This is a genomic window from Streptomyces sp. NPDC050856, assembly GCF_040653855.1.
Classification (GTDB): domain Bacteria; phylum Actinomycetota; class Actinomycetes; order Streptomycetales; family Streptomycetaceae; genus Streptomyces.
Genome location: NZ_JBFAGV010000044.1, coordinates 25,484 through 37,228, shown reverse-complemented (window position 1 = coordinate 37,228; position 11,745 = coordinate 25,484). Strand labels below are relative to the sequence as shown.

The window sequence follows — 11,745 nt, the reverse complement described above, 5'->3', positions numbered from 1 at the left end:
CAGCGGCTCGATCCGGTCCCACATCGCATCAGTGATCACTAATCGGACAGGCATGTCCGATCAACTGATGAGCCCATCAAAGAGACACGCTCTAGGGCCAGCGCCATGCCTTCGATACGCACGGGACGGCGCGCCTTGCGACCCCGCCTCGTCCGCTGCCCGGCCTGTCGGTGGAGGACGCGGAGGAAGGGGTGTCGGTGAGGGACACGTCGTCCTCGGGCGGTGGGCCGTCGGCACAGTCCCCGCGCAGGGGAAGCCGTGAGTGCCGCGGTGCGCCCGTTTGGTGCCCGCGCCTCCTGGAGCGGCCGACACCGATCGACAGGCCCACGGTGATCAGAAGGAACAGCACGTTGCAGGTGCCCAGGATCCAGGCCGGGATGGGGCTGACATCGGGGCGGTGGCCCAGGCGTGAGGGCGCCCGGGCATCGGGATCGATCGTGACCAGCACCCGGTCACCGACCGTCAGCCGCGTGGTGCCCGCGTCGAGGTGACGATGAGGGTGATCCCCGGGGACGGCCAGGTCATAGGTATACGTGGGGCCGACCTCGACCCCTCCGCTGCCGGAGAGCCGGTGCACCTGTTCCTTCCGCACCGTGGCTGTCACTTCCAGACCGCGGTCGTGCAGCGCCTGGCGCTCCGCGGTGAGGGTCCCGGTGACGACGTGCACCGCGACCACCAAGGCCATCGCCCAGCCGATGAGGCTGTACTCCGCCCCGGTCACCGCCCAGGCCGCCAGCCCCAGGGCAGCGCCCCCGCACAGCGCGACCAGCACAGCCCACCGGGCATCGTGGGCGTAGGCCATCCGCTCGTACCACGTCGTGCTCCAGATCAGCAGGGAACCGGACGCCAACCCATGGCGAGGCTGGGTACCGTCCCCACAAACACCGGCTTTCGCACAGCCTGTCCCCCGGACTCGTTCCGTCGCACACCGTCTCGCCCCCCACAGCGTCGCGCAGGACGTGGTGGCGCGCCAGGGTCGTGGTCGAAGAGGCAAGGGCCGCCGCCGGGAAGGGCGGGCCGACGTGCGAGGAGTGCGCCGCCACCTCAGAACAGGCACGGGCCGCGCTGAAGGAGTGGAACGGCTACGCACCCACCCACGCCGAGGAGCAGGATCTCGACAGCGAGCTGGACCGGCGCCTGGCCCGGGTGGCCGACCGGTGAGCGACGCCAAGGACCACGCCGTGCTGCGCCCGCTGACCCGCAAAAGGTCCGCCCCGCCGTACGAGCGAGCCCGCCTCGCCGCCGACGCCCTGGCCGCCCGGGTCCACGCGGCGCGGCGTGCGGAGCGACTGGGCTCCCGCGCCCGACCGCGCACCGTCGCCGTGTCAGCCGCCTCGAGGACGCGCCCGCGGCCGTTCCGCACCAGCCGGAAGGCCGGCCGGGTGCAGGAGCGGGAGACCGGCGTCGACACGGTGGAGCAGGCCCGCCGGACCTTCGAAGTCGCCGCGAAGTTGGCGGCCAAGCTCCAGGACGGCAGGCGGGAGCGCGCCGTCGCTCACGGCCCCCGGCCACAACCGGCCCCGGCGACGGCCCCGCCGTCGTACACCCAGCAGCCCGGCCCCCAGCACACAGCCGGCCGTCGCTTCTGGGCGCCGCGCCGGTACGAGACCTACTACCGCGAGGCGATCACGGCGAAGGACTAGAGCCAGGTCGTGCCGGTCGTCTTCACCACCCTGGAGCAGCTTCAGGAGCACGGTGCGGACGCGGCGGTGTGGCGGCACCTGGGGCGCAAGGACGAACAGACCCTGGCCGACGCGCTCGGCAACCCCGACGGCGACGCCCTCTACCGCCGCCAGTACGCCCGCGCCGAAGAGGAGGACGAGCGGCGCCGTGCCGCTGAGCGGGAGGCGCGGCGGCCGGTGTGCTCGCGGTGCGGGCAGAAGTGCACCGACCAGCGTTGGGAGGAGACCACCGCGAGGACGGCCTGGAGCGCCGGGGACCTGTGCGGCGACCGTCACGCCGACGACCTTGCCCGCGAGGCAGCCGCCGTCGAAGCCGCCCGCATCCAGGCCGCCACACCCCGGAGCCGGAGCACGACCAGGAGCTGGGCAAGCCCCGCCGCGGCCTCTTCCGCCGACGGACCTGACCGGGGCCGGGCAAGCCGAAGGGGACCCTGGGCAAGCCTCCCTGGCCCGGCCACGACGAAGGAGGAACGAGTGCGCAGCTTCGAGACGGGACAGACGGTCGTACGGCACGACGTGCACGGTACGGGCCGGGTGTGGAGCGAGCACGCACTGCGCGTCGTCGCCGACACCAGTTAGGCCCTGGTCGCCACCTGCCCGCCCAATGCGACTTTACGGCCAAATATCAATGGTTCCGTCGATTTACAGACATTGGATCAATGCGCAGAGTATGCAGTGCGTCGCGCTTCCCTATGTTGAGGGTTGTCGGGCGGAGATTCTCTCCACCTGCACAAACAAAGGACGTACACCATGCGCGCCATGCGCACCGCGGCCACTGCCCGGACTCTCCTGATCGCGGCGATCGCCGTAGTCGGCCTGACCGTCACTCCCGCCCTCGCCTCCGCCCAGCCCGGCACGGGCAGCGCCCGGACTCTCAACGCCGTCGGGGCTCCTGGCAGCAACGGCGCCAACGGGGTCGGGATCCTCGGTGGTGTGGGCGGCCTCGGTGGCACGGGTGGCGCCGCGGGTGCCAACGGCAACGGAGGCACCGGAGGCGCTGGTGGCAACGCCTCCGGCATCGCCAGCGTCGGCGGGTCCGGGGGCGCGGGCGGCGCCGGCGGCGCCAACGGCAACGGCGGCAACGGCGGCTACGGCGGTGCGGCCAAGCTCGGCGGCACCGGTGGCAAGGGCGGCGTGGGCGGCGTCGGCGATGCCGGCGCCGGTATCGCCGGTGGCAAGGGCGGCAACGGCGGCGCCTCCATCGTCGGTGGCAGCCACACGGGCGGCAAGGGCGGCGCCGGGGGCGCGGCCAGCCCGGTATGCCCCGGCAAGCCCGGAGGCAACGGCACCGCCGCCACGACGTTCGCGGACGGCACCACCGGCGCCACCGGCGCTGCGGGCAAGACCACGCTTCCCTGCTGAACACCTCCGGTGAGCGGGTCGCCGCGCCAGCACAGAAGCACCGGCCCGGGACGGCACACCACCATGACTCCCCAAAACGGACGGGCAGCCGATGGAGTGCGGGACCCGGTGGCAAGCGCCCGGCTGAGATTCTTCTCAGCCGGGCGCACTCCGTCGTACGCGGTCTGCCGGCACACCGGCCCGTCCGGCCCCATCCGCCGCCCCATGGGAGCGGTCACCACGGTGTCCCGCGGCCAACTCGGTGCGCGTCCACTCGACGATGCCCGGCACTCTCGCGTTCACTACAGTGCGTCTTACTCGTTGCACTGGTGCGTGCGCCGCCCGGCCGCCCCCTGCGGCGGTATGGCGCGTGATCAGCAAATCCTCTTCCGTGGCAATCTGCGGATCAGGACGATGTCGTGGAGCCGGAGGTACCCCGCCCGTGGCGGCGAGCAGCAATCCCACCGTCAGGAAACGCCGCCTGGGGGCTGAGCTGCGCCGGCTCCGCCAGGCCAGTGGGCTGAAGAGCACCGAAGTGGCCGAGCGGCTGATGGTCTCCCAGCCCAAGATCAGTCATATGGAGACCGGCCGCCGCGCGGCCAGTGCCCGCGATGTACGGGACCTGTGCGCGCTCTACGGGGTGACGGACCGGCAGGTCATCGACGCCCTGATGGAGATGGCCAGGGAGTCCGGACAGCAGGGCTGGTGGCATGCCTACGGCGACATCCCCCAGAGCGTTTACATCGGCCTGGAGACGGACGCCGCATCCATCCACTCCTACGAGCCCATGGCGATCCCCGCCTTTTTGCAGACCCCCGCCTACGCCGATGCGGTCATTGGGGAAACGGTTCCCCTTCTTACTACCGAGCAGGCCGCCACGCGTCTTCGGGTGCGGCTGCGCCGACAGCACCGCATCTACGACCCGGCCCGCCCGCTGCGGTTGTGGGTCGTCCTGGACGAATCGGCACTGCGCCGCGTCGTCGGCAGCCGGGACATCATGCGCGAACAACTGGAACACCTGCACGCACTCAGCGCCGAACCGCACATCACCGTGCAGGTCCTCCCTTACGCCGTCGGGGCTCATCCGGGCCTGTCAGGACAGTTCTCCGTCCTGCGGTTCGCCGACAGCTCCCAGGCAGGGGTGGTGTACCTGGAACGGTTCACCAGCGACCTCTACCTGGAGAAGCCGTCCGACGTGCAGCACTACAGCGTGATGTACGCCCACATCCAGGCCCAGGCCCTCGACCCTGACAGCACCCTCCTGCTCATCACCGACGCCATCAAGTCGTACCTCGAAGTGACGAACCGCCCCTGAGCGCCGTGACCAGTCGGGCGCGAGGGTCCGACTCGGAAAGTGGCGCGAGAAGGATTCATCGACCGGTTGACGCGGGCCGTGTCCTTCCGGCTGCCGTCTTCGTTGGTGGGGCGACGCGTGCACCGGCTTGGGCCCCCCGGCGGGCCGGTGCAGTCCGCGGCCCCGATTCCGCGCTCTGGCGACGGGGCCGCGTCAGCTTCCCCGTGGCCCCGTCCACGGACCCGCGTGAACGAGGCCCTGGTCTGCTCCGAGCGGCCAGGGCCTTCGCACTGTGAGGTGGCGTTCCGTACGGGCGGAGCCGGTTGGTGGGCTGGTGGGGCTGCCGGACCGATGGGCCCAACCACGGTGTGCCGGCCCGGCAGCCCGGGAGCGCGGCGCCCACGGGCGCTGGCTGGTTCCTTGGGGGTGCGGCGCGGGTGACGGTGGGGGGCCGTGCCCGCACCGCGCGGTCCGCGAGTGGGCCAAAGCTGTGGAAGCCGTCGGCGGCGTGGTTCAGTGTGAACGCCTTCTACACGAACGCCGGGCTGCGGAACTGGTATGTGAACGTCCAGCACCCCACGAACCGGCGGGGCGACGGCTTCGACACCTTCGACCTCACCGTGGACCTGGTCGTCGACCCTGACCTGACCCGCTGGCGGTGGAAGGACGAAGACGAGTACGCGCACGTGCGACGGCTCGGCATCATCACCGACACCGAGCACCAGGCCGTGGACGCCGCCCGCGACCAGGTCCTCGCGATGCTCGCCGAACGCTCCGGCCCCTTCGCCGACACCGGCGCGTGGTCGGCCTGGCGGTGGAACCCGGCCTGGCCGCCCCGCGTCTCCCCGCAGCCGCGACGGCCACGCGTCGCGGCGGCCCGCACGCCCGGCAGTATGGTGGCGGCCGTGATCAAGAAAAGATTCCTCACCACCCTCCTCACCGTGGGCCTCCTCGTGGCCGGTGCCCCGGCCGCCACCGCGCAGGACGAGACGTACGTGAAGACCGGCGTCGTCTTCAACAAGCCGACCGGCACGACCGCTGAGCAGGGCGCGATCCTCAGCCACCTCGGGCGCCTTGTCAACGGCGCCCCCAGTGGGTCGAGCATCCGCATATCCCTGTACGCCTTCGGGTCGTCCTGGCTCGCCGACCAGCTGGTGAAGGCACACCAGCGGAACGTGAACGTGCAGGTCCTCGTCGACAACACCAGCATCACCGCGGAGTGGATGGGCACGGCCGGGAAGACGGTCCGGGACAAGCTCCAGGCCGCCTTCGCGGCGCAGTCCGCGCCCGGTCAGACGTCGTGGTTCCGGGTGTGCGCGGCGGGTCGGCCGTGCCTGGCTGCGGGAACGAGCGGCGTGAACCACAACAAGTTCTTCCTGTTCTCCCGCTCCACCGGCAGCGGCTCGCCGACCACGGGCGCGGTGGTCGAGAACATCGTGGTGCAGTCCTCCGGCAACCTCACCACGTGGGACCGCGAGTCCGGCTGGAACGACGCGATGACCGTCACCGACAACGCCGCCCTGCACGCCGGCTACGTCCGTTACTTCGACCTGATGGCCGCTTCGCAGGCTCAGCCGGACGGGTCGAAGACGGTGAGCGACCTGGCGATCGACGTGGAGGCCGGGCAGGCCAAGGGCTACTTCTTCCCGCGCTCCTCGACCGACGTCGTCGAGAACATCCTGAGCATGGTCGAAACCCGCGTGCCGAACGCCGACGGGACCGCCGCCGCTCCGGTCTGCTACGGGAACACTCCGGGTCACGGCACGGCGGACGGCCGCACGGTCATCCGCATCGCCAACGGGCACATCTCGCGGCCGGCCGTCGCGGAGAAGCTGTGGAAGCTCGCCGACGCAGGCTGCTACATCGACGTCGTCTACGGCAAGCTCTCCGACTACTCGGCCGTCGGCACACACCGGGAGACGGCGTACTGGCTGACGCGGTCGACCGCGAAGGGGAAGATCTCCCTCCACCGCCTGCAGAACGACGACGTGACGAACCCGGCCGCGCCCGAGGTCTCCGGCACGGCCACCCACACCAAGTACCTGCTGATCGAGGGCTCGTACAAGGGCGTGAAGGATCAGAAGCTGGTCTTCACGGGCAGCCACCCGTACACCGGCCTGGCGCTCACCGCCAACGACGAGGCGCTCCTGAAGTACGTCGGCCCCGAGATGCACGACGCTTACGTGACCAACTTCCGCGACCAGCGCGCCGCCGCCCTGGCGGAGTCCCAGTACGGCGGTGTCTTCTAGTGATGTGACCGGGTAGGCTCGCCGGGTTCGCCGGGTTGCTCGTTGGGCTGGTGGGAAATGAGTTCTCCAAGCAGCGTGGGGAAGGGGAGGGCGAGACCGGTCCGGGTTCGCGGGCTGACGGAGCAGGAGGGCCAGAAACTCCAGCACATCGTCCGGTGGGGACAGCACGAGTTCGGTGCGCCTTCGGCGGGCGATGATGCTGCCGGCTCGGCCGGCGGCAGCACGATCCCCGTCATATCCCGCTGGTCCAGGCTGAGGACACCGCCCGCGACGTGATCCACCAGTCCAACGAGATCGGGCTCCCATGCAGCCGCAGATCGCCGGGCAAGGGCGGGCACTCGCACCCGCGAGCGGTTCAATGGCCCGGAGCTCAACCTCACCCGTTACATCGAGGACGGCACCGTCACCGACGCCGACAACGGAGATTGGGAGAAGGCGACGATGAGCCTGTTCGGGGACGGCCCGGAAGCCGCGGTGCAAAAGACGTTCACCCGCCCGGCGCCCAAGAGTGCGGGCGTGCAGATGCGCTACCTGGTCAAACAGCTCAAGGGCATCAAGGCGGTCGCTCAACTGCTGCGGATCTCCCAGCGCACCGTCGAGCGGTACGTGAAGGACCAGATCAAGAAGCCCCGTCCCGACCTCGCCGCGCGGAGCGTGAGGTGAAGACGCGGTGGCAGCCGTAGATCCGCGCGAAGGCCCGGCAGCAGGCGGCGACCACCGGCGGCATCATCATCGACGCCCGCGGCCGCATGGGCTGCACCGCGCCGATCGGCTCGACCGACAGGACCGCATCCGCCACCTCACCGTCGCGCTGCCCCCGCAGTACGCCGCCCGCCTCTTTGACGCCCAGGAGGCCGGCGCCACCGACCAGCAGCTCCAGGAGATCGCTGCCGAAGGACTCAAGGAGGCGTACTTCCAGGACGGCGGCCGCCGGGCCAGCTCCCTGGAGGAGGTCCGGTTCACAGACATCGAACACGTGGAATTCGGCCTGTAGCAGCCGCCCCCGAACAGCCCGCGAGCCCCGGCGTGTGACTGACTTCCGATCAGGTTTGTCAAGGGCACCAGGAACGTGGTGGAGGCCGGGAAGTGATCCCGACGCTCGCCGCTGCGGCGAATGACATCCTGAACGGATGAACGAGACATCCGCTGCTCTGGCGACCGCTCGGTGGCCGCTGACCGCAGCTGGGGAGACTGATTGGCTGCGGGAGCTGGCCGACGATGACGGGCTCACCGGCTTCATGCCGCCGGCACTGCCCGACGCCGCCTGGGTGCTCCACTCCATGTACGAACACGAACTCGGGCCCACCGGCATGTCCTATGTCGCGTATCAACGAGCAGTGCTGAATGGCGGCGGGCCCGAGATCATCCCGGGCCTCGACCCCGCGGACGTGTTCGGGGGGACGCCGGGCGAGCCCCGCGGCCCCCGTTGGCGTCGGCTGCGCTGGGCAGAGCTCTCCCGGCGGACCGGTGATCCCGTGGTGCCCGAGGGGCGGCTGCCCTGCTACCGTTCCTTCCCCTCGCTCCGGAAGTCGAGCGGCTGGCCCGTCGGCATCGTAGGGCCGTCCGAGGGCAGCCTGGACCGGACCGACTGGAACCGCCTGGTCGACATCCTTGCCGAGCACAGCCCGCAGGGTGCGGAGACACGCTGCCTGGCCTACTACAACCCGCTGTTGCAGAGGACTGAGGACTTCGACAACCTGCACGTCCGGGCCGGCACGCTCGCGGACGCCAAGGCGCTGTACGACCACCCGGAGGAGGACAGCTGGACCCCGTCCAACCTCTGGGCGCAGGACCGGTCCTGGGTCCTCTGTACGGACTACGACCTGTGGGCCACCAAGGTGGCGGGCCCTGCACCGCTCGTCGTGGCCCTCCTGAACGACACGGAAATCGAGGCCGTACGACTGCCCCGGGCCCTCTGATCCCGGCCGCCCGGCCTCTGAACCCCTCGCATTGCAGGTCATCCAGCAGGTGAGACTGACACTGAGTGCCTGCTTTCGATCCCTGGCGAGCGTTTACCCAGCTCAGAATTCGAACGGGGCCTTCGAAGTGTGGTGAGGGCCGCGTAGAAGCAAGATCGTTATCACTGTCACGGGCACGGCGTCGACCGGGTGCAGGATCAGAGGTGCTGACCGAGATCCGCGAACAGCACTGTGGACTTGAGGGGCTGGCATCGATCCTGTCCGGTGGGCTACGTTGTGCGGCGATGACTACCGGGACGGCATTGCGCCACACACGGATTGGTGACCCGGCGCTCCTCTGAGCGCCGTACGGGCCGGTGCTGGCCCGTTGTTGGGTCGAGGATCTGGCGCTGGGCCGTCCGCTCGCGTTCGCGCTGACGGGCGGGAACACCAACGACTGCACCCAGCTTACTGCCGTGATGGACGCGATCCGGGTTCCCCGAATCGGGCCGGGGCGACCCCGGATGCGGCCGGACCACGTCATCGGTGACAAGGGCTACAGCTCCAAAGCCATCCGCACCTGGCTGCGGAGGCGGGGCATCGCCCACACCATCCCCGAGCGGGCCGATCAGGTCGCAAACCGCCTCCGGCTGGGAAGCGCCGGCGGCCGGCCGTCGGCGTTCGACCGGGACTTGTACAAGCGGCGCAACGTGGTGGAGCGGTGCTTCAACCGGCTGAAACAGTGGCGCGGCCTCGCCACCCGCTACGACAAGCCCGCTGAGTCCTACCAAGCCGCGGTCGCACTCGCCTCGCTCCTGATGTGGGCATGATGTCCCGACGACGAGCGCCTGGTCCTCAAAGATGGAGTTCGGTCTCCCAGGCTTCGAACGGCGGCTCGACCCGATAGCTCGGGTCGCAGCACGCCCGAATCCACTGCGCGACCCGGTACTGCGCATCCCCGTCATTCAACACCACGCCGTCTGCATCAACTTGCAGCACATTGCCGTAGATCGCGAAGACCTGCTCCAGCGACGAACCGGAGTGAAAGACGGTCGACCGGTAGTCGAACCCATCGAGCAACTCAACGTCGATGGTGCCGTTGGCCAAGTAGAAGGCGAACAGCCGAAGCGAAGCGCGCACGTCGACAGAAAGATGTTCCACACACGCATCATGCACGACCTCCGCGCCGTCCCAGGAAGATCTTTTGACGACAGGCTCTAGGTGCCGCGGTGTGGGCGAGCCTGGGGGGCGTGGGCAGTGCGCCGGTCGTCGTGCACCGGCTGTCGAAGTCCGGCGGGCGGGCGGCGGGTGACCATGCATCGTCGCGGCCGGGACGAGGGCGTGGACCTCGCGCACTGCGACCACGACCTGGTCGTCTTCCTGGAGGCAGCCGGGGTGAGCGATCCGGACAGGGTGCTGGACGATCCGCGCTGGGTGGAGTGGCGCGGGGGCCGGTCCCATCGGTGGAACGCCGCGTGAGCAACCCCTGGGAGCTATGAGGCCCACCATCAGGTCGAGCGGCGCCCGCGCCCGCCTGGCGCCATCGGCGGGCGGCGGCCGGCCGATGGCGTCAGGGGGTGGTGCCCGGGTGGTCGGTGAGGTGCTGGAGGTTGTGGACGAGGCGGTCCAGCAGGTGGGCGAGTTGGGTGTGTTCTTCGTGGGTGAAGCCGGTGAGGGCTTCGGCGTCGATGCCTGAGCGGAGGGCTTGGACGTCGGTTTGGACGGTGCGTGCTTTGTCGGTGAGGTGGACCAGGGCGCGGCGGGCGTCGGCGGGGTCGGGGGTGCGGGTGATGAGGCCGTCGCGTTCCATGCGGCGGAGGTTGACGGCCATGGTGGGTTGTTCGACTCCCGTGCGGCGGGCGAGTTCGCTTTGGGTCTGGCCGTCGGTGGCGTAGAGGGCGAGGAGGGTGGGGAGCTGGCCGGTGGTGACGCCGAGGGCGGCGAGGCGGTGGGAGATGGCCTGGCCCAGGAGCCGGGCGGCGTGGTTCACGGTGTAGCAGACCATCGCCTCCGCCTCCGAGCCGGCCGCTGGGCCGGTCGGGGGGGTGGGGTTGCCGTTCGTGCGTGCCGCCATGGCCGCCTCTCTGCGTCGCGTGATGATCGGGCTGCGCTTGACATCATTCCATAGGCGCCTATGCTCGAACGAGAAAGCATAGATAGCTATGGACATGGTGCTGGGTCTCCGGCGCTGGTGACCGGCGGTTTCCCGCAGGTCTCCTCCGGCTGTCGTAAGCGCAGAGAGGTGTTGCCATGCGTGCCTTCACGATCAACTCTTTCGGCCAGGTACCGCAGCTCAGGGACATGCCGGTGCCTGAGCCGGGCCCGGGTGAGGTGCAGATCAGGGTTCGTGCGGCTGCGGTGAACCCGATCGACTGGAAGGTGGCAGCGGGCGCGCTGGCCCGTCCCGGCGCCGACTTCCCCTTCCCCTTCACGCTTGGTTTCGACCTTGCCGGCCAGGTCACCGCTGCCGGTGAGGGCGCGGCTTTCGGGGTGGGGCAGGAAGTGTTCGGGATGCGGCGACCCGGGACCGCGGCCCAGCACCCCCACGGCTCCTACGCCGAGTACATGACCGCGTCCGCGGACACCGTCGCCCTGGCTGTGCGGCCGGACGGCCTGGACGCGGCGTCGGCGGCGGCACTGGCGATGACCGGGGGCACCGCCCTGGCCCTGACCCGCTGGCTGGACCTCGCCGAGGGCGAGACGCTGCTGGTGGTCGGTGCGACCGGGGGAGTGGGCTCCTACGTCCTGCAGCTGGCCGCCGCCCGCGGTGTGCATGTGATCGCGGTCGCCGCCGGTGAGGACCACGACTACGCCCGCGAGCTCGGTGCGGCCGAGGTGATCGACTACCGCACCGACGACGTCGCCGACGCCGTCCGCGCCGCACACCCTGGCGGCGTGGATGCCGTGCTCGACCTTGTGGACAGTCGCGATGTCGTCATGGGGAAGATGGCGCCGCTGGTGCGTGAGGGTGGCCGGCTGGCCACCACCGTCTTCGCCGCCGACCCCGATGCCCTGGCGAGCCGGGGCGTGCGGGCGATGAACTTCATCTACCAGGCCACCGACCAGGACATGGCCGAACTCGCCGGCCTGGCGACCTCGGGCGCCCTGAAGGCCGCTGAGACCACCACCTTCAAGCTGGCCGCCATGGACGAGGCGTACACCGCCTCCACCAGCGGCCACGTCCGCGGAAAACTCGTCATCACCACCGACTGACCACCCGGCCTACGGGCGACGGCGGCCAATCCGGCATTCCGCGGTGCATTCCCGCCCCCGCACCGGCC

The 11,745-nt window shown here is 70.2% G+C and carries 11 protein-coding genes and 4 pseudogenes; 12 read left to right on the top strand and 3 right to left on the bottom strand.

Annotated elements, in window-relative coordinates:
- Nucleotides 1–91: 91 nt before the first annotated feature.
- Nucleotides 92–850, bottom strand: a complete 759-nt coding sequence (locus AB0H53_RS27315) for a hypothetical protein (protein ID WP_362118724.1) — start codon at nt 848–850, stop codon at nt 92–94.
- A gap of 128 nt (nt 851–978) precedes the next feature.
- Between AB0H53_RS27315 and AB0H53_RS27310 the strand changes: the two genes are divergently transcribed.
- From AB0H53_RS27310 to AB0H53_RS27265, 10 genes and pseudogenes are all read left to right on the top strand, one after another.
- Nucleotides 979–1,161 carry a hypothetical protein gene (locus tag AB0H53_RS27310; RefSeq protein WP_362118735.1) on the top strand — a complete coding sequence of 61 codons (183 nt, stop codon included), beginning with the start codon at nt 979–981 and terminating at the stop codon, nt 1,159–1,161.
- Between the two features lie 2 nt (nt 1,162–1,163).
- A pseudogene (locus AB0H53_RS27305) lies at nt 1,164–1,643 on the top strand (hypothetical protein); the annotation flags it as partial.
- A gap of 9 nt (nt 1,644–1,652) precedes the next feature.
- Nucleotides 1,653–2,261 carry a hypothetical protein gene (locus AB0H53_RS27300; protein ID WP_362118721.1) on the top strand — a complete coding sequence of 203 codons (609 nt, stop codon included), beginning with the start codon at nt 1,653–1,655 and terminating at the stop codon, nt 2,259–2,261.
- Between the two features lie 171 nt (nt 2,262–2,432).
- A complete protein-coding gene (locus tag AB0H53_RS27295; protein WP_362118718.1) occupies nt 2,433–3,044 on the top strand; it encodes a hypothetical protein in 612 nt (203 codons plus the stop codon).
- Between the two features lie 421 nt (nt 3,045–3,465).
- A complete protein-coding gene (locus AB0H53_RS27290) occupies nt 3,466–4,338 on the top strand; it encodes a helix-turn-helix transcriptional regulator (protein WP_362118715.1) in 873 nt (290 codons plus the stop codon).
- Between the two features lie 497 nt (nt 4,339–4,835).
- Nucleotides 4,836–6,566 carry a phospholipase D-like domain-containing protein gene (locus tag AB0H53_RS27285; RefSeq protein WP_362118712.1) on the top strand — a complete coding sequence of 577 codons (1,731 nt, stop codon included), beginning with the start codon at nt 4,836–4,838 and terminating at the stop codon, nt 6,564–6,566.
- Between the two features lie 57 nt (nt 6,567–6,623).
- Nucleotides 6,624–6,874, top strand: a pseudogene (locus AB0H53_RS27280) (hypothetical protein); the annotation flags it as partial.
- A 133-nt stretch (nt 6,875–7,007) separates the two neighbouring features.
- Nucleotides 7,008–7,560: pseudogene (locus tag AB0H53_RS27275) on the top strand (XRE family transcriptional regulator).
- A 136-nt stretch (nt 7,561–7,696) separates the two neighbouring features.
- Nucleotides 7,697–8,485: a hypothetical protein gene (locus tag AB0H53_RS27270; RefSeq protein WP_362118709.1), complete on the top strand. Its 789-nt coding sequence runs from the start codon at nt 7,697–7,699 to the stop codon at nt 8,483–8,485.
- Nucleotides 8,486–8,877: 392 nt separating this feature from the next.
- Nucleotides 8,878–9,294: pseudogene (locus tag AB0H53_RS27265) on the top strand (IS5 family transposase); the annotation flags it as partial.
- Between the two features lie 25 nt (nt 9,295–9,319).
- Here AB0H53_RS27265 and AB0H53_RS27260 read toward each other — a convergent pair.
- A complete protein-coding gene (locus AB0H53_RS27260; protein ID WP_362118706.1) occupies nt 9,320–9,625 on the bottom strand; it encodes a hypothetical protein in 306 nt (101 codons plus the stop codon).
- Between the two features lie 147 nt (nt 9,626–9,772).
- Between AB0H53_RS27260 and AB0H53_RS27255 the strand changes: the two genes are divergently transcribed.
- Nucleotides 9,773–9,943 (top strand): hypothetical protein, encoded by a 171-nt coding sequence (locus tag AB0H53_RS27255; RefSeq protein WP_362118732.1) that lies wholly within the window; start codon nt 9,773–9,775, stop codon nt 9,941–9,943.
- Nucleotides 9,944–10,034: 91 nt separating this feature from the next.
- On the opposite strand, the gene AB0H53_RS27250 is transcribed toward AB0H53_RS27255, so the two are convergent.
- Entirely contained in the window at nt 10,035–10,538 is a 504-nt protein-coding gene (locus AB0H53_RS27250; RefSeq protein WP_362118703.1) for a MarR family winged helix-turn-helix transcriptional regulator, read from the bottom strand.
- A gap of 176 nt (nt 10,539–10,714) precedes the next feature.
- On the opposite strand from AB0H53_RS27250, the gene AB0H53_RS27245 reads away from it, so the two are divergent.
- Nucleotides 10,715–11,677: an NADP-dependent oxidoreductase gene (locus tag AB0H53_RS27245; RefSeq protein WP_362118700.1), complete on the top strand. Its 963-nt coding sequence runs from the start codon at nt 10,715–10,717 to the stop codon at nt 11,675–11,677.
- Nucleotides 11,678–11,745: the final 68 nt, after the last annotated feature.